This window comes from Nocardiopsis codii, from assembly GCF_036327455.1.
Taxonomy (GTDB): Bacteria; Actinomycetota; Actinomycetes; order Streptosporangiales; family Streptosporangiaceae; genus Nocardiopsis; species Nocardiopsis codii.
Genome location: NZ_JAUZMY010000002.1, coordinates 51,303 through 73,554 on the forward strand (window position 1 = coordinate 51,303; position 22,252 = coordinate 73,554).

The following is a 22,252-nucleotide window of genomic DNA, read 5'->3' on the forward strand; positions in this document are numbered from 1 at the left end:
GCCCAGCTCCGGGGTGCGGCCGGGAGCCGGGCCCCGGGACGGCCCGGGGGTCCGACGGAACGGGCTCCCCCGCCCCCAGGGCTCAGTCCGGGGGCGCGTCCTGCTCCGGCGGTGTGTACTGCGGCAGCTGGAAGCCGATGGCGGAGCCGCCGCCCTCCCGGTTGCGGGCGAACACCCGCCCGCCGTGGGCCTGCGCGATCTCCTGCACCATGGCCAGTCCGAGGCCGGAGCCCGGCAGGCCGCGGGCGACGGTGGCCCGGTAGAAGCGCTCGAAGACGTGGCCCAGCTCGTCCGGGTCGATGCCGGGGCCGCGGTCCAGGACCTCGACGGCGCCCGCGCGGACGCGGATCTCGATGGGGGCAGTGCCGTCGGGGTCGAACTTGGCGGAGTTCTCGACCGGGTTGGCGACGGCCCGCTCCAGTGAGCCGGGACGCCCCCACACGGTGCTGTCGTCGGCGTCCACGACGATCTCGCGCCCGGTGCGCCTGCGGGTGCGTTCGGCGACCCTCTCGACGACCTCCCGCAGGGGGACGGCGCGCATCGCCTCGTCCTCGTGGTCCCCGGTGGCCAGTCCGACCAGTTCGTTGACGAGCGCGGTGAGCTCCCGGGTCTCGCCGCGCAGGTCGTCGATGAGGCTCTCCCGCGCCTCGGGGCTGAGCCGGTCCACCCGGCCCAGCACCTGGACGTTGGTGTAGAGGCTGGTGAGCGGCGTGCGGAGTTCGTGCGCGGCGTCCTGGACGAGTCGGCGCTGGTCCTCCTTGGACCTGGCCAGGCGGGCGAGCATCGCGTTGAAGGCGCTGCTGAGGCGGTCGACCTCGTCGTGCCCGGCCTCCTCGTGCCCGTATCCGCCGGAGTCGACGGGGTCGAGGCGCCCCGTGGAGCTGACGTACTCGGCGGCGTCGGTGAGGCGGACCAGGCGGCCGGTCGTGCGATGGCCCACCAGCCAGCCCACCGCGGCGGCGCAGAGGGCGACGAGCAGGCCCACCCACAGGATCTGGGTGGCGAGACGGTCGAGCATCAGCTCGGTGGGCGACAGCCGCTGGAGGAGTTGCAGGGCCCCGCCCCCGTCCCCCACGGAGACCGTGGCCAGCCGGTACGCCTGCCCGTCGACGACCTGCTCGCGCATGTCGACGGCACCGGGCTTCGTGGTCGCGGCCAGTTCCATGTCCGTCTCGGACGGGGCGAAGAACACGACCTCGGCCGGGTCCTCGACGCTGACGGTCCGGCGGCCGTCGGGGCCGAGGAGCTGCACCTGGAGGTTGTCGCTGGACAGGAACGGGATCGGGCCGGTGGTGGGCTCGCCGCCCTCCTGGCCGTGGATCTCGACGAGCTTCTCGGACAGGTCGGTGACGGTGCGCTCGAACCCGTTCTCGACGTCGGCGCGGATGAGCGCGGCGGCGGTGGTGTAGGCGAGGGTGCCGACCAGGGCGATGATCACGGTGGCCACCAGGGCGAAGAGCACCGCGAAGCGCGTGCCCAGCCGCCATCCGCGCGGGTTGAGCAGCACCCCGTTCCGCCACGGGAGGGCCGTGTGGGCGCCCGTGCCGCCGGGACCGGGCGCGCCGGGGGCTCCGGCGCCCCCGGCCTCCCCGTGGCCGCCGCCGGGCGGTCGCACGCCGGTCACCCCTGCGGGCGGAGCGTGTACCCGACTCCGCGCACGGTCTGGATGAGCGGCGGCCCCCCGTCCTCCAGCTTGCGGCGGAGGTAGCTGATGTAGACGGCGAGGTTCTTGGACTCCGGTCCGAAGTCGTAGCCCCAGATGCGGTCGTAGATGGTGGCGTGGTCCAGGACGATCCCCGTGTTGCGGATGAGGAGTTCGAGGAGGTCGAACTCGGTCTTGGACAGCTCGATCTCGCGTTCTCCGCGCCAGACCCGGCGGGCGCGCGGGTCCAGGCGCAGCTCCCCCGCCCGCAGCGGTCCCTCGTCGTCGGCGTCCTCGGGGACGGGTGCGGCCCTGCGCAGCAGGGCCCGCAGCCGGGCGAGGAGTTCGTCCAGCTCGAAGGGCTTGGCGAGGTAGTCGTCGGCGCCCGCGTCCAGCCCGGCCACCCTGTCGGGCGTCTCCACGCGGGCGGTGAGCATGAGGATGGGCGTGCGGTCGCGTTCGGCCCGCAGCACCCTGGCGACCCCCAACCCGTCCACACCGGGCATCATCACGTCGAGGACGAGCAGGTCGACGGGGTCGGCGTGCACGGCGGCGAGGGCCTGGACCCCGTCCGCGACCGTCCGGACGCTGTAGCCCTCCAGTTGGAGCGCGCGTTCCAGTGAGTCCCTGATCGCGCGGTCGTCGTCGGCGACCAGGACCGTGGCGGTGGCTTCCATGGCGCCCATGCTTCCCTATCCGGGTGAGAAGGCGGTAAGAGGCGGGTGGGGTGCGTGTCAGACCCCGCCGGTCAGGCGTCGGGGACGAACGATCGGGTCCTCGCGAGCCCCGCCGCCCGGCCCTTGCCCGCGACCACGAGCGCCATCTTCCGGGAGGCCTCGTCGAGCATCTCGTCGCCGAGCATGACGGCTCCGCGGCGGTCCACGGTGGTGGCGTGGGCGTAGGCGTCCAGGATCAGCTCGGCGTGGTCGTAGTCCTCCTGGGAGGGGGCGAACACCTCGTTGGCGGCGTCCACCTGGAGCGGGTGCAGGACCCACTTGCCGTCGAAGCCGAGGGCGGCGGTGCGCCCGGCGGAGCGGCGGAAGGCGTCGACGTCGCGGATCTGGAGGTAGGGGCCGTCGACGGCCTGGATGCCGTTGGCGCGCGCTGCCGTGAGGATGCGCATGAGCACGTAGTGGTAGGCGTCGCCGGTGTCGTAGCCGGGGGGCTGCTCGCCGACGACCAGGCTCTTCATGGTGAGGGAGGCCATGAAGTCGGCGGGGCCGTAGACGAGGGCCTCCAGGCGGGGTGAGGAGGCGGCGATCGCGTCGACGTTCACGAGCCCGCGCGCGTCCTCGATCTGCGCCTCGATGCCGATGCGGCCGACCGGCAGGCCGACGGCGCGCTCGATCTGGGTGAGCAGGGTGTCGAGCCACTCGACGTCGCGGGCCGCGGTGACCTTGGGGAGGACGAGCGAGTCGAGGTCCGCGCCGGCCCCCTCCACGACGCCGATGACGTCGCGGTAGGCCCACTCCGTGGTGGTGTCGTTGACTCGGACCGACCGGACCCGCCCGCCCCAGCCGCCGTCGGTGAGGGCGCGGACGACCGTGGTGCGGGCGGCCTCCTTCTCCGAGGGGGCGACCGCGTCCTCCAGGTCCAGGAAGAAGGCGTCGGTGTCGAGGCCCCTCGCCTTGTCCACGAACCGGGGGTTGGACCCCGGAACCGCGAGTACCGACCGCCGCGACCTGAGTTCGCCCATCGTCGTCCCCGCTCCGCTCGCCTGCGCCACTGTCCGCGCGCCCGGCGCCGCGCCGCCCTCGGCGCCGCCGTCGCTCCGGGTCGCGGGGCCCATCATCCCACCTGTGCGTGCGTAGAGTGAGGTGCGGGTCCCCTGGCGGGGCCGGAGTGATCGAGGGAGAGTGACGATGTCCGCCACGCTGCGTCCGACGAGCGCCCACTGGGGCAGCTACCAGGTGGTCGTCAGGGACGACCGGGTCGTCGGAGTGCGCCCGGACCCCGACGACCCGGCACCCTCCCCGGTGATGGCGAACACCCCCGCCGCCCAGCACCACGCGTCGCGCGTGGCCCGCCCCGCGGTGCGCCGCCGGTGGCTGGAGCGCGGCCCGGGCCCGGACGCGCGAAGGGGCCACCCGGACGACGACTACGTCGAGGTCGAGTGGTCCACGGTCCTGGACCTGCTGGCGACGGAACTCGACCGGGTCCGCACCGAGCACGGCAACGCGGCGATCTACGGCGGATCGTACGGGTGGGGCAGCGCCGGCCGCGTCCACCACGCGCAGAGCCAGCTGCACCGGTTCCTGAACACGGTCGGCGGGTACACGCGGTCGCGCGCGACCTACAGCCACGGCGCCGTCGAGGTGCTGTTCCCCAGGCTCATCGGCACCCCCGCCGCGAACCGGCTGCTGCACCGCGCACCCGCGTGGACGCAGATCCGCGAGCACACCGATCTGCTGGTGACCTTCGGCGGGCTGCGACTGTCCAACACGTGGACGACGTCCGGGGGCCGGGCCGCCCAGACCGCCGGTCCGGCGATGCGCGCCGCCTCGGAGTCCGGGGTGGAGTTCGTGTCCGTGTCGCCGCTGTTCGACGACACGCCCGAGGACGTCAAGGCCGAGTGGATGTCCATCCCTCCGGGCACCGACACGGCGGTGATGCTCGCCCTGATGCACGTCCTGTTCACGGAGGGGCTGGCCGACACCGCGTTCCTGGACCGGTACACGGTGGGCGCGGACGTGCTGCGCTCCTACGTGCTGGGCGGACGCGACGAGCACGGCGCCCGTCCGGGCGTGGAGCGCTCGCCCGAGTGGGCGGAGCGGATCTGCGGGGTCCCGGCCGGTGAGCTGCGGTCTCTCGCCCGGCGCATGGCGGAGGGGCGCACCCTCGTCAACGTGGGCTGGTCGGTGCAGCGCGCCCGGTACGGCGAGCAGCCGCTGTGGGCGGGTCTGGCGCTGGCCTGCTGCCTGGGCCAGGTGGGGCTGCCGGGCGGCGGTTTCGCGTCGGGGTACGGGTCGATGGGCAACTACGGCGGAGGCTCGACCCCGCTGGGGCTGCCGAGGATGCCGCAGGGCGCCAACCCGGTGGACTCGTCGATCCCGGTGGCCCGCATCGCCGACATGCTGCTGGACCCGGGCGGGCGCTACGACTTCGACGGCGAGGAGCGGCACTACCCGGACGTGCGGCTGGTGTACTGGGCGGGCGGCAACCCGTTCCACCACCACCAGGACCTGGAACGGCTGACCAGGGCGTTCGGCAGGCCGGAGACGGTGGTGGTGCACGAGACGCACTGGACGGCGACGGCGAGGCACGCCGACATCGTCATCCCCGCGACCACGGTGCTGGAGCGCGACGACCTGACCGCCAGCCAGGGCGACCTGAGCGTGCGGGCCATGCCGCGGGCGGTGTCGCCCCACGGGCAGGCGCGCGACGAGTACGACACGTACGCCGACCTGGCCGAGCGGTTGGGGGTGCGCGAGAAGTTCACGGAGGGGCGGACCAGCGCCGGGTGGATGAGGACGGTCTACGAGCGGTGGCGCTCGCTGGTGGCGCGGCACGGCGTCGAGGTGCCGGGGTTCGAGGAGTTCTGGGCGCGCGGCCGGGTGGAGATGCCCGGACGGGTGGAGGACGAGGCGCTCCTGGGCGGGTTCCGGGCCGACCCGGAGGGGAGTCCGCTGCGGACGCCGAGCGGGAGGATCGAGCTGTTCTCGGAGACGATCGCGTCGTTCGGGTACGAGGACTGCCCGGGGCACCCGGTGTGGCTGCCGGAGCAGGCGGCGGACGGGGAGCGCGACGGGTTCCCGCTGGTGCTGCTCGCGAACCAGCCGAGCGGACGGCTGCACAGCCAGCAGGACATGGGCGCGCACAGCATGTCGCAGAAGGTCGGGGGGCGCTCGCCGCTGCGGATCGGCCCTGAGGACGCGCGGGCGTGCGGCGTCGCCGACGGCGACGTGGTGCGGGTGTCGAGCCGCCGGGGTTCGTGCCTGGCCGGCGTGGTCGTGAGCGACGCGCTGCGGCCCGGTGTGGTGCAGCTGTCCACGGGCGCCTGGTACGACCCGTCGGCGCCGGGCGTGACGTGTGCGCACGGGAACCCCAACGCGCTGACGGAGGACGTGGGCACGTCCGCGCTGAGCCAGGGGTGCACGGGGCAGACGGCGCGGGTGAGGGTGGAGCGTTTCACTGAGCCGGTGCCTCCGGTGCGCGCGTTCGAGCCGCCCGCGGGCATCACCGCCCTCTGAGCGCGCGGACACCGGCGGCCCCTGCCCCGGCGGCCTGCCGCGGAGCCGGGATCCGCCCCGTCCGCCGCGGCGCGGACGGCCTCGGGTCCCGGCCGGGTCAGCGGACCAGAAGGCGGTCCACACGGCGGGGCAGGACCAGCCCCACCACCCCGAGGAGCGCGTAGCCGACCTGTCCGGGGGCGAGCATGCCCAGGATCGCCCCCGTGTTCGCGGTGGGGGCGCGCAGGAACTCCCGCATGCGCGGGTGCGCGTGCGGGACCCCGTTGCCGGACACGAGCAGGGACAGCACCGCGACCAGGACCACCGCGGCCCATGCGGTCTCGGCGCCCGTCAGGCCGCCCAGCCAGAGCCGGACCCGGTCCAGCGCCACGAACGCGTAGGCGGGCGTGCCCGGGGCGCCGGCCCCGCCCCACCCGAACGCCTCGGGACCGGCGACGGCGTACACGGCGGCCAGCGACGCGAAGGCCGCGGTGACGCCGCCGGTGGCGGCGAGCCCCAGACGACGCGCCAGTGCGCGCGACTGCCGGGTCAGCTCCTCCTGGGAGGGGTGGCTCCGCCAGGGGCGTCCGGCCGACCGGGCCTCCGCCATCGCGTTGGCCCTGCGCCGGCGGAGGAACCGCCACGTGTCGCAGAGGGCGGCGGGGCCGCGCCGGGCGGCGATCGCCGACACCGCGAACTCGTGGACGATCGTGGACAGCGTCGTGGCGAGCGTGACCGGCAGGTCCACCCAGGACAGTGCCAGCCGCCGGAAGACGGGGGCGATGTCCGCGGGGATCCGCACCCTCATCGCCACGGACCTGCCGCGCGCCCGGCGGCGCAGCCCCGCCAGCGGGGGCCGGCCGGGAAGGGGCGGGGTGGACTCGGCCGCGGTGCCGATCGTCCGGTAGTCCATGGCCACGGCGCACAGCAGGAGCGCGACCAGCAGCCACGGGGTGAGGACGCCGCCGCCGAGCAGGCCGTGCACGAACCCGGACACCGGGTGGAGGGCCGCGTTGGCCAGCACGGCGTTCAGGTTGAGGTGTTCGAGGAACGCGGCGGTGAACGCGACCGGGGGCAGCAGCCACAGCCACGCCCCGTAGCGGCGGCCGACGACGGCGAGCCCGACGGCCGCCCCGATCAGTCCGGTGGTGACGGCGTGGCCGGAGAAGACCGCCAGGACGGCGCCCGCCCCGTCGGTGACGGTGCTGCCGCCCGGCAGGAGGAACCCGCCGGCGCCGGGCCGGTCGCCCCCGCCGGTGGAGACCCCGGTGAGCAGGTGCTCGGCGAGCTGGAAACCTGCGCCGGACGCGGCGGCCAGCAGCAGGAAGTCGACGGCCGCCAGGCGGCGCAGACGCCGCCGGGCCACCAGTCCGAGCAGGAGGAGCGGCACGAGCTTGCCGAGTTCCTCCACCGCCACCGCGACGTAGGTGTAGCCGACGACCCCGTAGGGGTCGACTCCCAGGAGCCGGACGACGGCGGACTCGGCGAGGGCGAGCGGCCACAGCAGGAGTGCGCCGAGGGCGGCCACCCGCAGCAGGGTCGCGAAGGAGACGGTGCGCGACCGGGCGGGCCAGGCCAGCTGGAACAGCAGCACGAAGGCCGTGGCCAGGGCGGGGAGGGCGGTGCCGAGGCTGGGGACGAACAGCGGCGAGACCAGCAGCGCGACGACCATCAGCCACCCCCAGGCCCCGCGGAGGGCGCGCAGCGCGCTGACGGCGCGCGGGGAGCGCTCGCGGGCGCGGTCGGCCCGGTGCGCGAGGCGTTCGGGGAGGTCGGGACCGGGGCCGCGCGGGTTGCGGGCGTGCCGGGCCCCGAGCTCGGAGCAGTTGTAGAGCAGGGCGGCCCGGGTGAGGACGGGGCCGCCCTCGACGCGGGCCCTGTTGCCGAAGTGGACCCGCGCCTGGGGGATGTCGGCGCCGACGAGTTCGCGGACGAAGTCGGCGGGCCCGGCGGCGACGGTGAGCTCGTCGGCGGTGACCAGGACGGCGGCGGAGAAGTCCTCCACACAGACGAGGAAGTCGGTGGGGGCGGGCCCCCATCCCCGGATGAGGTCGATCAGGGTGTCGGTGTCGAGGGGGACCTCGGTGACGGGGTCGTACGAGAACTCGGGCCGGGTCCGGCACACCAGGAGCCGGTCGACGCCCATGGCGCGTCCCGCCGAGACGATCGCACGGATGAGGTTGCGGTCCCGGGGCACGAGGAAGGGCGTGGTGACCTTGCCGTCGACCCTGATCCACTGGGGGTCGAGCTCGGTCGCTCCGGCACAGACGCGCAGGACGAGGTCCCGCGCGAGCATGGCCTGTTCTTCCATCGACGTCCTCGTGCCGTGCGGGGGGCGGATGCGGGGGCCGGTCCCGCCCCTTCCGGACGGAACGACCCGACCGAGCATAACGGGGAGGGGCGCCGGCGGAAGAGGCGCTGTTCGGCATTGTGGCCGTGCTGTCATGCGGCGCGCCCGCCCCGGGGAGCGCACGCCGACCGCCCCACCCGGCCCTCCCCCGTCGGACGCCGTGGTCCGCGGCTCCGGCCTGAGCGCCTCCGATTCCCGGCGCCCCCGCCGTCACCTCGCGGTACCGGACCGGACGGCCGCCGCCCCTTGTGCGTCCGGGGCGTCGCGTACGCCGCGCGACGCTCGGGGCCCCGCCCCGAAGGCGTCGGCGCACAGCTGCCCGGCCTGGCGCAGGACGGGCAGGTCGAGGGCCCAGCCGACGAACGCCCACCCGAGGTGGAGGTGGTCCAGCGCCCTCGCCAGCGCCGCCACCCCGCTCCAGCGGAGTCCGTCGGGGGTCTCGTAGGTGAGGCGGTACAGGACCTCGGGGTGCTCCGCCGCCGGCCGGAGCCGCAGGGCCACGGGCGACCGGGCGGAGATCCAGCCCCCGACGCCGCGGCACATGTCGCAGTCGGCCGCAACGTAGAGGGTTCCCGGCGCCCGGCCGGGCCAGGGGCGCCACCGCGGCAACCAGGGGCGCACGCCCGCGCGGTAGGCCTCCCAGTCCCTGCCGAAGGCCCGGTGCAGCTGCCCGCCCTCGTGCCAGGTCGCGAACCCCGCGCCGTAGCCGAACGCGACCAGGGCGCCGACCAGCAGACGGAGGTCCCCCGTCACCGGCACGAGCACCAGGTAGGCGGCGGCGACGGTGATCTGCATGGGGTTGCGGACGTAGGCGTAGGGGCCGCTGGTGACCAGCGCGGACGGCGGGTCGTAGGGCAGCGGGGTGCCGCCCCCCACCCGGGCGAACTCGCGGGCCGCCGCCAGGCCCGGCAGGCACACCGCCGCGAGGACCTGCGCGGCGACGAGGGCGCCCCCCGGGCCGGGGACGGCGTCCAGCGCGAACAGCGGCAGGCCGATCATGAGCCCGAAGGCCAGGGCGGCCTGCGCCCACATCCGGGCCCGGACCAGCTGGCCGCGCCGGGTCCAGTGGGCCAGCAGGAGCGCGGGGATCAGGCACAGTGCCGAGCCGACGAACTCGCCGATCAGCCAGAGCGGTCCGAGGACCACCACGGGTTCGGCGAGCGGCATGACGATCACGTCGACCCACACGAGCAGGCCGGTGAGCAGGGGGACCGGGAGGAGTCGGAGCATCAGCGCGGGGAGGGAGCCCCACAGGACCGCCCAGGCGATCAGCAGGTCGACGGGCATGCCGCGCCACACGGCCCCCTCGGCGTGGAAGGTCCACCAGCCCGCGTGCGTCGCGTACAGGTTGAGCGGGACGAGCGTGAGCAGCGCCCACGCCCCGGCCACGATCATGGAGGCGACCTCGCGCGGCCGGGGCGCGCGCCACGCGCACAGCGCGGCCAGGAACAGCAGCGGGACGAACAGGCCGATGCCGCGCACGAGCGCCGCCGGGACCTCCGGTGCCGTCACGCCCCCTCCTCCGCGATCGCGTCCCGGAAGGTGGTCGCGAGGTAGTCGGCGGCCAGGTCGGTCGTGTACGACTGGATCGGCCCGAAGTACCAGGACGGCTCATAGGTGCGCTCGTACTCGATGGTCCAGGTCAGCCGGGTGCCGTCGCCCTCCCTCGACCACACGGCCTCCGCGCGGCGCATGTCCATCCAGTTCGCGAACGTCGTGTCGCGGACCACGTCGAAGACCACGCGGCCGCCGTCCGCGTCCGACTCGCTCTCCGCGACCTCCAGCTCCAGGTCGCGCGGGGTGGGCTCGGAGCCGATCCGGAGGACGCGCCTCGGGGTGAAGTCGACGACGCGGACGTCTCCGGTCCCCAGACCCTCCCCCGTCGCCCGGACGGGGTGCGGGAAGGGGACGGCGCGCAGGAAGAGGGCGTCGGGGGCCGCGTACGGGGGCGGGGCTGCCAGGGCCGCGGCGACCTGCTCCGGTTCCGCGTCGATCAGCACGGACCCCTCGCCCTGGTCGGCCCTGGGCAGGAGGGTCGTCCCGGCGACGCCCTCCAGGGCGAGGGCGAAGAGGACCGGCACGCCCAGCAGGGCGTGGCGTCCGCCCCTGCCGCCGGCGCCGAAGGACTTCGCCGTCCAGGCCACCAGTCCGGCGATCCCGTACAGCAAGGGCGCGGCGATCACCAGGCACACCGTGCCCTCGCCGAGCAGGGCTGCGGCCAGGGCGAGTCCGACGGTGGTGACGGCCATCGCGACACCCGTCGCGCTCCGCGCCCGCACGGTGAAGACGACGATCAGGGCGATGACCGCGGGGAGGCCGACGTAGAACAGCGAGGTCTGGTCGAGCCCGCCCCAGCGGTTCACCCGCAGGGCCAGGAGCCCGGCGAAGGCCGCGAGGAGGAAGGCGGCGAGCGTCCAACGGGCCCTGGCGGGGACGTTGCCCGGGAACGCTTCGGGTTCGTTGCTTCGAGACATGGGGGGCACCCTTCAGCAAGCGGTTAAATCACTCGGTTTAATCACTTGATTAAACCGTATGATGAACACACCCCGGACGACAAGGGGGCAACACGAGGAGGAGCATGGCCAGGAGCGGCGGAGGACGGCGGACGAGCGAGGAGACCAAGGAGCGGCTGCTCGACGCGGCCTGCGCGGTACTGCGCGAGGAGGGGTACTCGGGGGCGTCCGCCCGTGCCATCGCCACACGCGCCGAGGCCAACTCGGCGCTGGTCTTCTACCACTTCGGCGGCGTCGACCAGCTCCTGCTGGCCGCGCTGGACCGGTCCAGCGCCGAGCGCATGGCCATGTACCGCGAGATCGCCGGGAGCGCGCACACCCTGGAGGAACTCGTGGAGGCGGCCACCCGCATCTACCGGACCGACCTCGAACGCGGCTACATCACCGAGTTCTCCGAGCTCGTGGCGGCCGCCGTCACCAAGCCCGAACTGCGCACGGAGATCCGCGACCGCTCCGAGCCGTGGATCGCGTTCATCGAGCACGAGTGGAACCGGGTCGTGGGCGGGTCCGCCCTCGGCAGGCTGCTGCCCGCACGGGAGGTGGCCTACGGGGCGATCACGTTCTACCTGGGGGTCAACCTGTTCTCCGTACTCGACGAGGACCGCACCCGCACCGAGGCGGTCTTCGAGCTGGCCGAGGAACTGGCACCGCGCGCCAAGCTCCTCACCCTGCGCCTCCCCCGCCGCAACCGCGACGTAGGCTGGTCGGCGGCGGACCAGGAGGAGGAAGACGCATGAGCGGTGGCAGCGGCACGGGCGCAGGCGGGGCGGACCACGGGACCACGCACGGCGTGGCGGTGGCTCCGGGGATCGACTTCCCCGACACCTCCGACGGGCGGACCCACGTGGCGGGCGCGGTCATCGTCGACGACCGGGGGCGGATCTTCGCCCAGCGGCGCTCCGCGACCCGCAAGGTGTTCCCGCACTGCTGGGACATCGTCGGCGGACACGTCGAGGAGGGGGAGACCATGCTCGACGGCCTCGCCCGCGAGGTCGAGGAGGAGACCGGGTGGAGGCTCTCCGGCGTGCTGGCCGAGCTGTACGAGCTCGACTGGGACCCGGGCGACGGCGTCACCAGGCACGAGGTCGACTACCTGGTGCGGGTCGAGGGGGACCTCTCGGCACCCCGGCTCGAACCGGGCAAGCACACCGAGTACATGTGGGTGGACGAGTCCCTCGTCCACAGGCTGCGCGACGAACGCGACCCGGGCGACTACTTCATCACCGACATCGTGCAGCGCGGCCTCGACGCCGCACGCCCCCGCGACTGACCGCGCACGGTACGGCGCGACCGCCCCGGCTCAGGCGCCGCCTCGCCCGGACCCCCCGGCGTAGGACCGGACCGTCGCCGCCATCAGTCCGAGCACCGCGGCCCCGACCACGCCGTGGTACCACCTCCAGCCCACACCGACACCGACGAAGCCGTCCACGACAAGGGTCACCGCTCCGGCGCCGACGCCGACCAGCAGGACGGCGAGCGCCGGGAACATGAGCACCCGCGGTAGCCGGCGTCCCGCGGAGGTCGCCGTCGCCACCACGAGCGCGGCGCACAGCACGCCGGTCGCCACCGCCAGCCACTGCGTCAGCGCGGGGTCCATCATCTGCTCGGCGTAGCGCTCGTGCTCGCCCGCGGACACCGCGGGACCGCTCGGGAACCCGAGCCTGCCCTGCGCCGCGTAGACGGCCTTCCCCGCGGCGTAGCCGAGGAGGACCGCCGCCAGCGAGTACGCCGGCCAACGGGCCCGCCCTCCGGGGGCCGCGTTGCCCGCGGGCGTTCCACGCCGGGCGGGCCCTGTCCCCTCCGGCGCGTGCGCCGGTCCTCCGGTGTCCGTCATGGCAGCGAGTCTGGCCCTCCGGTGACGGTCGCCGCCTCCCGCCCGCGGGGGAGTCGGCTCCCTTCTCCGGGGGACCCGGCCGGCCCCCGGACCCCATGGGCCCCGTGGACGCCGGTGGACGGCGCACCTCGGTGAAGGGGCGCCGCCCCGGGACCGGCCGTCACACGCGGCGGCTCCGGGAGAGCTCGGCCACGGCGAGCGGCAGGGCGTCGAGCAGGTCGGACGCGCTGATCGGTGCGCCGCCACGGGCCAGCGAGGCGGCGCGTCCGTGCAGGTAGGCGCCGCACATCGCGGCCTCGCGGGCGGGCAGGCCCGACGCCAGGAGCGCGCCGACCGACCCCGCCAGCACGTCGCCGGACCCGGCGGTGGCCAGCAGCGGCGTCCCCGTCGGGTTGGCGACCGCGGGAGCGCCCGGGTGCGCGACCACGGTGGTGGAGCCCTTGAGCAGGACGGTGCACCGGAACCTGTCGGCGGCGCGGGCCGCGTGCTCCAGGCGGCGCGCCTCCACGTCGGCCCGGTCCGCGTCCAGCAGGCGCGCCAGCTCGCCCGCGTGCGGGGTCAGGAGCGTGTGCGCCGTCCGTTCGCGGAGCAGCCCGGCGAGCGGACCGCCGCCGTCGCCGGTGAGGAGGGTCAGCCCGTCGGCGTCGACCAGCACCGGCACGTCGCTGTCCAGCAAGGCCCGGAGCTCGTCGGCGTTGGCGGGATGGGTGCCGCGCCCGGGTCCGATGACGGCGGCGGCGACCCGGCCCGGTGACAGGTCGGTGCTGCTCTGCGGGTCGCGGAAGTCGGCGACGGCCTCCGGCCAGCGGCCGATCACCTGGTCGGCGACGCCCTTCCCGCCTCCGAAGCGGACCATGCCGACCCCGGTGCGCAGCGCACCGCCGACGCACAGGACGGCCGCGCCGCGGTAGGGGTCGGAGCCCGCGCGCACCGCGAGGACGCCCCGGCGGTACTTGTCCGACTCCGCGCCCGGGGTCGGCAGGAGGGAGGCGATGTCCACAGCCTGTGGACAGACGAGCCCGGGCCCGGGCAGCTCCGGCCCCAGCCCGATGTCCGCCAGGCGCACACGGCCCGCCCGCTCCGCCCCGGGATCGACGAACAGGCCCGGCTTGTGGGTGCCGAACGTGACCGTGGCGTCGGCGCGGACCGCGGCCCCGACCACCTCCCCCGTGTCCGCGTCGACCCCGCTGGGCACGTCGACGGCGACGACCGGGACGGGGGCGTTCGAGGCGAGCACCGCCAGGGCGGCGTGCGGTTCGCGCAGGCCGCCGCGCCCGCCGATGCCGACGAGCCCGTCGACGATCAGGTCGGCGTCGAACATCTCGGCCCCGTCCGCCTCGCCGTCGGCGAACTTCCGGACCCGCCCGCCCGCGGAGCGCAGGGCGCCGACACCGCCCTCGTGGGCGCTCCCTCCGGCGAGCAGGGCGCGCACCGCGGCGCCCCGCGCGGCGAGGAGGGCCCCCGCGTAGAGGGCGTCGCCCCCGTTGTCGCCGCCGCCGACCAGGAGGACGACCCTCGACCCGTACACACGGGGCAGGAGGCGGACGCACTCGGCCGCGAGTCCCGCCGCGGCCCTGCGCATGAGCGCCCCGTCGGGGACGCGCGCCATGAGCGCGTACTCGGCTTCGCGGACGACGCTGACGGTGTGTGCTGAGAACACCGGCTACCTCCAGAGCGATGGGTCGGCCCCCATCGTGTCGCAGGAGTGACGCGTGGGGCGGCCACCGCCACACCTGGAGTTCCAGGTCACGGATTTTCAACCGGATGTCATCATTTCACTACCCTTCGGAGTGTTGCCTTGCCACAATGGACGCATGCCTCGACCGAGCAAATACGTGTCCCGGTCCGACCTCGGCTGGGGGACCTCCCCGGCCGACAAGGCCAACCCCCGATCCGGACTGGTCATCCACTACGACAGCGCCGACCAGGGCCTCGCCGACAAGAACCACTCGTCGTGCGTCTCCTACTGGCGCAACACCCGTTCGTTCCACACAGGCCCCTCGCGCGGCTGGGCCGACATCGGATATTCCTTTATGGCCTGCCCTCACGGATATGTCCTGGAAGGTCGCGGTCTCTACCGCACCCAGGCAGCCCAACCGGGGGGCAACTCCTCCCACTACTCCGTGACCCTGGCCACCGGTCCGAAGGACCCCATCCCCGCCGCGCAGATCAACGCCGTCCGGCAACTGCGCCAGTGGCTCATGGAGCCCGACACCTCCATCTCCGGCAAGGTGCTCGGCCACCGCGACTTCATCTCCACCTCGTGCCCCGGGGAGAAGGCCTACGCGCTCGTCAAGGACGGCACCTTCGCCAAGAAGCCCGACGAATCCGAGGGAGAGGACGACATGCCCCGACATCGTAGGTTCGAGAAGGACAACTCACAGGAGCTGGAGCCCGGCACGTGGGCCAGCCTGAGGTTCGACCGCCGCCACGACGGCCACACCGGCGACCTCTACGCGCTCGTGGGCCCGGAGGAACCGGACGGCGCGCTCTACGACTTCTCCGTGGGCGTCACCGTCGAGGGCCTGGGGTCGGGAACCGAGGTGCAGCTGCGCGCCACCGAGTACGAGCCCGACGGCGAGGGCGGCTGGAAGGTCGCCCGCAACCGTCCCATCGAGAGCCCGGTGCAGGCCGCCGGAAACGGCCACTTCACCTACGCGTGGAAGGGCAACCTCGCCAAGGGCAGGCGGGTCCGTGTACGGGTCGCCCAGTTCGGTGACTCGATCGCGCAGCTCACGTCGGCCACGGCAGAGGTCTTCTACTGGCCCAAGTGATCCCGGGAGCCCCCTCACCGGCTGTGCGCGGCCCGGTCCCACGGGTCCGGGCCGCACCCCTGTCGGCGAACAGGCCTCGTGCCGACGCACCCGGCCACTCGGCGCGGGCGGTCCGGCGCACACGGCGGGGTACCGGTCCGGGACACGGGCGACCGGGGTTGTTGCCCGTAGGCCCTCCGGAGCCGATGCTGGCGGGAGGATCCGCCGCCGACCCCGAGGACGCCGCCATGCCGGGCCACCACGGCTACCAGAAGGACACCGCTCTCATCCTGGCACCGCGCCAGTGGCACGACCTCCGGTTCGACCGCCGTGACGACGGCGGGACCGGTGTCCGGGCGCTGGCCGGGACGGACGACTCCGACGGCCTCCTCTACGACCTCGCGCTGGGGGTCACCCTCGCCGGGATCACCCCCGGAACCGAGGTGCAGCTGCGCGCCGTGGAGTTCGCGTCCGACGGCACGGTGTTCCGGGAGCGACCCGTCGGGAGCGCCGTCCACGCGGTCGGGCGCGGACGGTTCACGTACGCGTGGAAGGACGCGCTGGAGGCGGGCCTGTGGGTGGGCGTCAGGGTCGCCCAGTTCGGCCGGGCCGACGCGCACCTGACCGCGGCGGAGGCCTCGGTCCTCGTCTGGCCCCGGTAGCGCCGGGACGCGGACCCCGACCCCCCGGCGCCCCGCGCGGCGGCGGCCCCGAAAGGAAGGGAACGCCCCGGCCGCGAGCGAAGCGCGGCCGGGGCGTCCCCGTGTTCTGCCCGGTCGGGTCAGCCGACCGGGATGACGATCGGCTCCCGCATTCCGAAGCTCGGGTCGAACCGGAGCTCCGCGACGGTCACCTCGCCCACCGTGGCGAGCTGTCCGGAGACGCTGTCGCCCGGTTCCACGGAGACGGCCTCCATCGGGGTGATGTCGGCGAAGATCGTCTCGGCCCAGTCGTCGCGCTCGGTGCCGTCGTCCAGCACGAAGGTGAAGTAGATCGGGTTGACGTCCACCGCCTCGGACGAGTTGTTGGTGATCTCCACGTCCACCACCGTGTAGGTGGTGTCGTCGAGGACGTCGCCGGCGGTGCCGGTCTGGGTGGCGGTCGCGGTGATGCCGCTCTCGTCGGTGACGGGCTCCTCAGCGGGTGAGGACTCGGTGTCGTCCGACGTCTCCGCCTCCGAGGCGGAGGACGTCTCGGGCTGCGCGGGCGTGTCCCCGCCGCTTCCCGACAGGGAGGCGATGATGACGATGACGACGATCGCGATGATCACCAGGCCCAGGCACCCGCCGACGCCGATGCCGACCTTGGCGCCGGTGGACATGCCCTTCTTGGGCGGGGGCCCGTAGGGCGGCTGTCCGCCGGGGGGCATGTCGTAGGGGGGCTGCCCGCCGGGAGGTCCGCCGTAGGGCGGCTGGCCTCCGGTGGGACCGTAGGGGGGCTGACCGCCGGTGGGACCGTAGGGCGGCTGTCCACCGGGGGGAGGGCCCTGCGGGGGCTGGCCGTAGGGCGGCTGTTGAGGGCCCGAGGGGTATTGGGGATAGGACACGGGGTTGCTCCGGCTCTCGTGCACGATGCGGTGGAAGAGGATGTACCGCCTGCACCGTGCACCGTTGGGGGAACACGTGCGGCTGCGAGGACGATATCCGACATGCCCGCACCGTGGTTCTCCTGCTCCCCCGTCTGGTCCGACCGTTTCCGGCGGTCGTCACAGGCGGGAACGCCGTCGCCCCGGACGGATCCGTCGGGGGCGCCGGACGCGGGCACGGTACGGCACGGTGTTCGATGCCGCTCGGCCCTGTGAGGTTCTCCACGGCCGGGGCCGGCGTGGCACGGAGCGCGGTGCGCCGCCGCTCAGGGCCCGGCCCCACCGCTCCCCGGTGTCGGCGGGCCCGCGGCACGTAGCACCGCGCACCGCAGGGTCGACAACCGTCGAACAGAGGGCGGTGGCCCAGTGCAGAGGGGTTGTGTCGCGACCGACGCGCAACGGTTGGTGCGTCCTGGGAACGGGCGTGCCGCCTGGGCGCGAAGGTGTCCGAGAGTGGCCAAACCGGCCGATACGGCCACGCCGTCGGCCCCCCACCGGCTACGCTCGCCCTCCAGCCGCGCATCCCCCGCTCGCCGCACGGCGCACATTTCCGCGGCCCCGCTCGCCGCTCCGCACTCTTCAGACTCGGAGCTCCCCCATGTCCTACGGACCCTATGGACAGACGCCCCCGCCCCAGCCCCCGAAGAAGGGCATGTCCACCGGCTCGAAGATCGGCCTCGGCTGCGGAGGCTGCCTCGGCGTCTCCCTGCTCCTGTTCCTCTTCGTGGGCTGCGTCGCCGTCATCGGCTCCGACACCCCCACCGACTCCTCCCCGCCGCCCGCCGCCTCCTCGCAGGAGGAGGTCGACGAAGCCGCGGCGGCGGACGCGGAGGAGGAGCCCGCCGAGGAGTCCGGCGTCACCATGACCGCCACCCACGCGGGAACGGTCGGCGACACCATCGACAGCACGACCTACACGGCGATCGACATCGTCGTCGTCAACGACTCGGACGCGGATCTGGACGTCAACCCGATCAACTTCAACGCGATCCTCGCCGACGGCACGGTCGTCTCCGACTGGGCCGACACGATCTTCGCGGACATCGACCCCATCGACACCGTGACCCTCCGCCCCGGCCAGCGCGCCGAGGGGCAGATCGCCCTCGTGGGGGAGGTCGACGTGGCCACCGTCGAGATGGGCGACATCCTCGGCCTGGGCGACCCGGTCGTCGCCGAGGTCCAGTAGGGCCCCGCACGTGAAGGCGCCCCGGTGCGGTGTGCGACCACCGCGCCGGGGCCGGTTCCACCACCCGGCCCGATCGAGGACCTCAGGCCGCCGTCGCGTCTTCGCAGGTCAGCCGCGTATTCGACCCTGGTTACGGGCTGGGGTCGCGCTGTACTACCGTGTGTCGTACACGAGTGTCGTGGGAGAGCGGACCGCTGACATGGGCGGACGCGGCGGAGTGCGAGCGGAGGCGGCGTGGTCGACTGGCTGACCATGACGATTCAGATGGTGTCGCTGGCGATGGCCGGATGGTGCCTGGTCTCGACCTTCCGCGACCAGCCCATGGTGGTCCCCCACCTGGTCGGCATGGGTGTCCTGTGGCTTCTCGTCCTCGGGCAGGTGGCTGCCACCACCGTCACCGTGGTCGGCGGCGACCGTCCCGCCGAGACGGCCATGTTCGTGTCCTACCTGGCGACGGTGGCGCTGCTGCCGCCCGCGTGCGCCGTGTGGGGCTTCATGGAGCGGAGCAAGTGGGGCCCCGCGGTGATCGCCTTCGCGTGCCTGATCCTGCCCGTCCTGTTCGTCCGCCTCGAACAGCTCTGGAGCCCCGTTGTCTGAGACGTCCGCACCCACCACCGCCAGGACACTGCGCACCGGCCCCGGCCGGCTCCTGGTCGCCGTGTACGGCGTGTTCGCGCTCGCCGCGACCGCGCGGGGGAGCTACCAGCTGGCCACCAGGTTCGACGAGGCGCCGACGGCGTACGCGCTGTCGCTGTTCGCCGGGATCGTCTACCTGGTGGCGGCGGTCGGCCTGGCCCGTGCCGGGCGGACCTCGCGCCTGGTCGCGCTGGTCTCGTGCGCCGTCGAGATGGCGGGCGTCCTCGTCGTGGGGACGGCGAGCGTGTTCTGGCCGTCGGTCTTCCCCGAGGACACGGTGTGGTCGGGCTTCGGCAGCGGCTACCTGTTCATCCCGCTGGTGCTGCCGGCGCTGGGGCTGTGGTGGATCCTGCGGGTGCACCGCCTGGACCGGGGCTGACCAGGCCGGAGTTCGTCCGCGGTACCGGGTCCGGACCCGGTGTGCCGCGAGCGGCGGAGGGTTAGGCTGTCGCCCATGTCCGAACCCTTGACCCTTCCGGTGGCCGTGTCGGCCGACTGGCTCCGCGAGCACCGCGACCAGGTGGTCGTCGTCGACTCGCGCTGGTACCTCGACGGCCGTTCCGGCCGTGACGCCTACCGCGCCGGGCACCTGCCCGGCGCGGTCTTCGCGGACGTGGACACCGATCTGGCGGCCCCGGCGGGCCCCGGAGCCGGCCGCCACCCGCTGCCGTCCCCCGCCGACTTCGCCGACGCCCTCGGCCGTCTCGGCGTCGGCGACGCCGCGTCCGTGGTCGTCTACGACGACGCCGGGGGCTCCGTCGCCGCCCGCCTGGTGTGGATGCTCCGCGCTCTGGGGACGCCCGCCGCGTTCCTCGACGGCGGCCTGCGGTCGTGGACCGGCGAGCTGGAGGAGGGGGAGGCCGTCCCCCCGCCCGCACACCGGACCGCGCGTCCCTGGCCCTCCGACCTGGTCGTGGACACCGACACCGTCAGGGCGGAGTCGGGCGACCCCGGGAGCCTGCTCGTCGACGCCCGCGCGTACGGCCGCTTCACCGGTGAGCAGCCCGCCCCCGTCGACGCCCGCCCCGGACACGTGCCGGGCGCCCGCAGCGCCGAGTGGACCGGGAACCTGGACGGCGACGGGTTCCTCGCAGCCCCGGAGGTGCTGCGCGAGCGCTTCGCCGCTCTGGGCGCCGACTCCGCCCGGACCGTCACCGCGTACTGCGGTTCGGGGGTCACGGCCTGCCACGACCTGCTGGCCCTCGAACACGCGGGGTACGCCGGCGCCCGCCTGTACCCGGGGTCGTGGAGCCTCTGGGGCGCCGACGACTCGCTTCCCGCGGAGACCGGCGACCCCGGCGCCTGAGGGTCCGGCCGTCCGCGGGGCCCGCCGCGCGGACGGCCCCCCGCCGTCCCGTTCCGACCACGCACCGTCGCGACCTGTCCTGATCCGGCCGCGGGCGGAACCGGCACCCCCTTTCCGGCGTCCGACCAGTCAGTAGGATTGCCCGGCCGGGCGAACGGCGCGGACGGGGCACGCCTACGAGACCCCTCACCCCCTCTCCCCTCACCCCGCACCCCCGCGTCCCACCGCGAAACGAGGAACCTTGTCCATCGAACTCGTGCTCCTGCTCATCGTCGTCATCGTCGCCGCCGTGGTCGGTGTCGTGATCTACGCCCAGCGCTCCAAGCAGCGGGACGCGGCGCCGCAGCAGCCCGCCGCCCCCCGGGACCCCTTCGCCGAACAGGGCGACAGCGCCGCGGGGGACCCCCGCACGATCAAGGCCGGGGACATGATCGACTGGGGCACCGAGCGGACCTGGATCCGCGGCACCCTGCGCCTGTCCGAGGGCGGCTACGTCTGGTCCGAGCACTTCCTGGAGGTCGAGGGCGGCAAGCGCTGGCTCTCGGTCGAGGAGGACCCGGACGTCGAGCTCGCACTGTGGTCCGGGCGTCCCGACCTGGAGTTGACCCCGCACTCCAAGACCATCGAACTGGAGGGCGTCACCTACCGGCTCCAGGAGAAGGGCAGCGGCTCCTACCGCTCCGAGGGCACCACCGGCCTGAAGTCGCAGGGCGGTCTCGACTACGCCGACTACGAGTCCTCCGACGGCCTTCTCCTGTCGTTCGAGCGGTTCGACCACGGAGGCTGGGAGGCCAGCACCGGCACCAAGGTCGCCGCCGGCACCTTCACCATCTACCCGGGGAGCTGACCGGCACGTGCGCGCGAGCATCAGCGCCCCCTTCGTCGACACCGGTGCGGACGACCTGGTCTGGACCCTGGGCCACCCGTTGGCCGATGCGCTGGCCGCCCGTGCCCTGCCTGTGGCGGGCGCCCGGGTCGAGCTGCGCGTCCTGGGCGCCTCACACCAGGTCGTCGTGACACCGGAGTCCGGTGAGGGTGCCCTGGTGGAGACGGTCGCCTGCCTGCCGGGCCTGCCCGGCGGGCTCCCCGGGCGCGCGGAGCGCCCCGAACGGGGCGGCTACCGTTTCGACTCCCTCGTGGAGTCCCTCACGCGGGACGAACTGTCCCGGCGGGTGGAAGGGCTCCACCGCGAGGTGGCCGACTCCGCCGGCGGGCTCCTCGTCGCCTTCCCGGGCGACCCCCTGGCGGTCACCGCCCTGCACCTGGCCGCCCCCGGTGGGAACCCCCTCCGGTGGCGTACCTGGCACGCCTACCCGCAGACCGGCGAACTGGTGACGACCACCTCGACGATGACCACACCCCCCAGTCCGGAGAGATCCGCACCATGAACGCATACGAGCAATCCCACGAGAACAGGAACAAGATCATCACGGTGTTCGTCGTCATCGGCGCCATCCTCCTGATCCTGATTCTGCTCAGTGCCTGCAACAGCAACAGCAGTAACAACAGCAACTACTGCCCCGACGACGACGTCGTCGCCGTCGAGGGATACGACGACGATGACTGCGAGGGATCCTCCGGTTCCTCCGGCGGCGGTGGCGGCGGGTTCTTCTTCTTCGGCGGGACCGGCGGCGGCAGCAGTTACAACAACAACAACGGCAGCGGTTACAACAGCGGAAGCAACAACTACCGCGACAACAGCGGCAGCGGCAGCAGTTACCGCGGCGGCGGCAGCAGCTTCGGCAAGTAGCCCCCGCGCCTCCGGGCGCCCCGCCCCCACGGCACCCTCATCACGTCACCCCCTCACCAGCGGACAGGACCATGAACGAGATCCTCTTCAACTCCCTCGCAGCCCTCGCCTACGGCGGCGTGGGCATCGTCATCCTCGTGGCGGGCTACCTGATCACCGACCTGATCACCCCCGGCAAGCTGCACGAGCTGATCTGGGAGAACCGCAACCGCAACGCCGTGCTGCTCGTGTCCGCCAACACGCTCGGCTCGGCCATCATCGTCGTGTCGGCGATCCTGTCCAGCGACTCCGAGATCGGTCTGGGCGCCGGGCTGCTCTCGGCCGCCGTCTACGGCGCGATCGGCCTGGGCGTCATGGCCCTGTCGTTCCTGCTGATCGACCTGATCATCCCCGCGAAGATCGCCCAGATCATCAGCAACGACGAGCCGCACCCGGCCACCTGGGTGAGCGCCACCGCGCACGTGTCGATCGCCCTGGTCGTCGCAGCCGCCCTCACCTGAGCCCCCGGGACGACACGGCCCCTGCCCC

General features: G+C 73.9%; 22 protein-coding genes. 13 read left to right on the plus strand and 9 right to left on the minus strand.

Features of this window, described 5'->3' with window-relative positions; all coding sequences use genetic code 11:
- Positions 1–82: 82 nt before the first annotated feature.
- The 3 genes from Q8791_RS02020 to Q8791_RS02030 all read right to left on the minus strand — a co-directional run bounded on the left by Q8791_RS02020 (position 83) and on the right by Q8791_RS02030 (position 3,338).
- Positions 83–1,507, minus strand: coding sequence for a sensor histidine kinase (locus Q8791_RS02020; protein ID WP_330090130.1), 1,425 nt, complete (start codon positions 1,505–1,507; stop codon positions 83–85).
- Between the two features lie 113 nt (positions 1,508–1,620).
- A complete protein-coding gene (locus tag Q8791_RS02025) occupies positions 1,621–2,319 on the minus strand; it encodes a response regulator transcription factor (RefSeq protein ID WP_330089829.1) in 699 nt (232 codons plus the stop codon).
- A 71-nt stretch (positions 2,320–2,390) separates the two neighbouring features.
- Complete coding sequence (locus Q8791_RS02030; RefSeq protein WP_330090131.1) at positions 2,391–3,338, minus strand: HpcH/HpaI aldolase/citrate lyase family protein; 948 nt, start codon at positions 3,336–3,338, stop codon at positions 2,391–2,393.
- A gap of 166 nt (positions 3,339–3,504) precedes the next feature.
- Here Q8791_RS02030 and Q8791_RS02035 point away from each other — a divergent pair, with 166 nt between their 5' ends.
- Positions 3,505–5,832, plus strand: coding sequence for a molybdopterin-dependent oxidoreductase (locus Q8791_RS02035; RefSeq protein ID WP_330089830.1), 2,328 nt, complete (start codon positions 3,505–3,507; stop codon positions 5,830–5,832).
- 97 nt (positions 5,833–5,929) lie between these two features.
- Here the strand turns inward: Q8791_RS02035 and Q8791_RS02040 are convergent, their stop codons facing one another.
- From Q8791_RS02040 to Q8791_RS02050, 3 genes are all read right to left on the minus strand, one after another.
- Positions 5,930–8,122: a PrsW family intramembrane metalloprotease gene (locus tag Q8791_RS02040; RefSeq protein ID WP_330089831.1), complete on the minus strand. Its 2,193-nt coding sequence runs from the start codon at positions 8,120–8,122 to the stop codon at positions 5,930–5,932.
- Positions 8,123–8,371: 249 nt separating this feature from the next.
- The gene (locus Q8791_RS02045) at positions 8,372–9,673 is read right to left on the minus strand and encodes a methyltransferase family protein (protein ID WP_330089832.1); all 1,302 of its coding nucleotides are present in this window, start codon (positions 9,671–9,673) and stop codon (positions 8,372–8,374) included.
- Positions 9,670–10,635, minus strand: a complete 966-nt coding sequence (locus Q8791_RS02050; RefSeq protein WP_330089833.1) for a hypothetical protein — start codon at positions 10,633–10,635, stop codon at positions 9,670–9,672. The genes Q8791_RS02045 and Q8791_RS02050 overlap by 4 nt, the downstream gene beginning before the upstream one ends.
- Positions 10,636–10,739: 104 nt before the next feature.
- Between Q8791_RS02050 and Q8791_RS02055 the strand changes: the two genes are divergently transcribed.
- Positions 10,740–11,411 carry a TetR/AcrR family transcriptional regulator gene (locus Q8791_RS02055; protein ID WP_330089834.1) on the plus strand — a complete coding sequence of 224 codons (672 nt, stop codon included), beginning with the start codon at positions 10,740–10,742 and terminating at the stop codon, positions 11,409–11,411.
- Positions 11,408–11,944: an NUDIX hydrolase gene (locus Q8791_RS02060; RefSeq protein WP_330089835.1), complete on the plus strand. Its 537-nt coding sequence runs from the start codon at positions 11,408–11,410 to the stop codon at positions 11,942–11,944. Before Q8791_RS02055 ends, Q8791_RS02060 begins: the two co-directional genes overlap by 4 nt.
- 30 nt (positions 11,945–11,974) lie before the next feature.
- Here Q8791_RS02060 and Q8791_RS02065 read toward each other — a convergent pair whose 3' ends face one another.
- A complete protein-coding gene (locus Q8791_RS02065; protein WP_330089836.1) occupies positions 11,975–12,508 on the minus strand; it encodes a hypothetical protein in 534 nt (177 codons plus the stop codon).
- A 160-nt stretch (positions 12,509–12,668) separates the two neighbouring features.
- Positions 12,669–14,168, minus strand: a complete 1,500-nt coding sequence (locus Q8791_RS02070) for an NAD(P)H-hydrate dehydratase (RefSeq protein ID WP_330089837.1) — start codon at positions 14,166–14,168, stop codon at positions 12,669–12,671.
- Positions 14,169–14,322: 154 nt separating this feature from the next.
- Here Q8791_RS02070 and Q8791_RS02075 point away from each other — a divergent pair, with 154 nt between their 5' ends.
- Together Q8791_RS02075 and Q8791_RS02080 are read left to right on the plus strand one after the other, a co-directional pair.
- Positions 14,323–15,282 (plus strand): peptidoglycan recognition protein family protein, encoded by a 960-nt coding sequence (locus Q8791_RS02075; protein ID WP_330089838.1) that lies wholly within the window; start codon positions 14,323–14,325, stop codon positions 15,280–15,282.
- A 185-nt stretch (positions 15,283–15,467) separates the two neighbouring features.
- The gene (locus Q8791_RS02080; protein WP_330089839.1) at positions 15,468–15,923 is read left to right on the plus strand and encodes a hypothetical protein; all 456 of its coding nucleotides are present in this window, start codon (positions 15,468–15,470) and stop codon (positions 15,921–15,923) included.
- A 119-nt stretch (positions 15,924–16,042) separates the two neighbouring features.
- Here the strand turns inward: Q8791_RS02080 and Q8791_RS02085 are convergent, their stop codons facing one another.
- On the minus strand, positions 16,043–16,807 hold the full coding sequence (locus tag Q8791_RS02085) for a DUF4352 domain-containing protein (protein WP_330089840.1): 765 nt from the start codon (positions 16,805–16,807) through the stop codon (positions 16,043–16,045).
- 637 nt (positions 16,808–17,444) lie between these two features.
- Here Q8791_RS02085 and Q8791_RS02090 point away from each other — a divergent pair.
- The 8 genes from Q8791_RS02090 (at position 17,445) to Q8791_RS02125 (ending at position 22,224) form a co-directional block, all read left to right on the plus strand.
- Complete coding sequence (locus Q8791_RS02090) at positions 17,445–18,032, plus strand: hypothetical protein (protein ID WP_330089841.1); 588 nt, start codon at positions 17,445–17,447, stop codon at positions 18,030–18,032.
- Between the two features lie 234 nt (positions 18,033–18,266).
- On the plus strand, positions 18,267–18,629 hold the full coding sequence (locus Q8791_RS02095) for a hypothetical protein (RefSeq protein WP_330089842.1): 363 nt from the start codon (positions 18,267–18,269) through the stop codon (positions 18,627–18,629).
- Positions 18,622–19,047: a hypothetical protein gene (locus Q8791_RS02100; RefSeq protein ID WP_330089843.1), complete on the plus strand. Its 426-nt coding sequence runs from the start codon at positions 18,622–18,624 to the stop codon at positions 19,045–19,047. Before Q8791_RS02095 ends, Q8791_RS02100 begins: the two co-directional genes overlap by 8 nt.
- Before the next feature lie 75 nt (positions 19,048–19,122).
- The gene (locus Q8791_RS02105) at positions 19,123–19,974 is read left to right on the plus strand and encodes a sulfurtransferase (RefSeq protein ID WP_330089844.1); all 852 of its coding nucleotides are present in this window, start codon (positions 19,123–19,125) and stop codon (positions 19,972–19,974) included.
- 241 nt (positions 19,975–20,215) lie between these two features.
- Positions 20,216–20,821: a DUF4178 domain-containing protein gene (locus tag Q8791_RS02110; RefSeq protein WP_330089845.1), complete on the plus strand. Its 606-nt coding sequence runs from the start codon at positions 20,216–20,218 to the stop codon at positions 20,819–20,821.
- A 7-nt stretch (positions 20,822–20,828) separates the two neighbouring features.
- Positions 20,829–21,362 carry a DUF2617 family protein gene (locus tag Q8791_RS02115; protein WP_330089846.1) on the plus strand — a complete coding sequence of 178 codons (534 nt, stop codon included), beginning with the start codon at positions 20,829–20,831 and terminating at the stop codon, positions 21,360–21,362.
- Positions 21,359–21,724, plus strand: a complete 366-nt coding sequence (locus Q8791_RS02120) for a hypothetical protein (RefSeq protein WP_330089847.1) — start codon at positions 21,359–21,361, stop codon at positions 21,722–21,724. Before Q8791_RS02115 ends, Q8791_RS02120 begins: the two co-directional genes overlap by 4 nt.
- 71 nt (positions 21,725–21,795) lie before the next feature.
- On the plus strand, positions 21,796–22,224 hold the full coding sequence (locus tag Q8791_RS02125; protein ID WP_330089848.1) for a DUF350 domain-containing protein: 429 nt from the start codon (positions 21,796–21,798) through the stop codon (positions 22,222–22,224).
- The last annotated feature ends 28 nt before the right edge of the window (positions 22,225–22,252 follow it).

Bases quoted from the DNA above. Each gene is read 5' to 3' on its own strand.
- Q8791_RS02055 (WP_330089834.1), top strand. From the start codon at position 10,740: ATGGCCAGGAGCGGCGGAGGACGGCGGACGAGCGAGGAGACCAAGGAG.
- Q8791_RS02025 (WP_330089829.1), bottom strand. From the start codon at position 2,319: ATGGAAGCCACCGCCACGGTCCTGGTCGCCGACGACGACCGCGCGATC.
- Q8791_RS02065 (WP_330089836.1), bottom strand. From the start codon at position 12,508: ATGACGGACACCGGAGGACCGGCGCACGCGCCGGAGGGGACAGGGCCC.
- Q8791_RS02090 (WP_330089841.1), top strand. From the start codon at position 17,445: ATGTCCTACGGACCCTATGGACAGACGCCCCCGCCCCAGCCCCCGAAG.
- Q8791_RS02050 (WP_330089833.1), bottom strand. From the start codon at position 10,635: ATGTCTCGAAGCAACGAACCCGAAGCGTTCCCGGGCAACGTCCCCGCC.
- Q8791_RS02120 (WP_330089847.1), top strand. From the start codon at position 21,359: ATGAACGCATACGAGCAATCCCACGAGAACAGGAACAAGATCATCACG.
- Q8791_RS02035 (WP_330089830.1), top strand. From the start codon at position 3,505: ATGTCCGCCACGCTGCGTCCGACGAGCGCCCACTGGGGCAGCTACCAG.
- Q8791_RS02105 (WP_330089844.1), top strand. From the start codon at position 19,123: ATGTCCGAACCCTTGACCCTTCCGGTGGCCGTGTCGGCCGACTGGCTC.
- Q8791_RS02040 (WP_330089831.1), bottom strand. From the start codon at position 8,122: ATGGAAGAACAGGCCATGCTCGCGCGGGACCTCGTCCTGCGCGTCTGT.
- Q8791_RS02060 (WP_330089835.1), top strand. From the start codon at position 11,408: ATGAGCGGTGGCAGCGGCACGGGCGCAGGCGGGGCGGACCACGGGACC.
- Q8791_RS02030 (WP_330090131.1), bottom strand. From the start codon at position 3,338: ATGGGCGAACTCAGGTCGCGGCGGTCGGTACTCGCGGTTCCGGGGTCC.
- Q8791_RS02075 (WP_330089838.1), top strand. From the start codon at position 14,323: ATGCCTCGACCGAGCAAATACGTGTCCCGGTCCGACCTCGGCTGGGGG.
- Q8791_RS02125 (WP_330089848.1), top strand. From the start codon at position 21,796: ATGAACGAGATCCTCTTCAACTCCCTCGCAGCCCTCGCCTACGGCGGC.
- Q8791_RS02080 (WP_330089839.1), top strand. From the start codon at position 15,468: ATGCTGGCGGGAGGATCCGCCGCCGACCCCGAGGACGCCGCCATGCCG.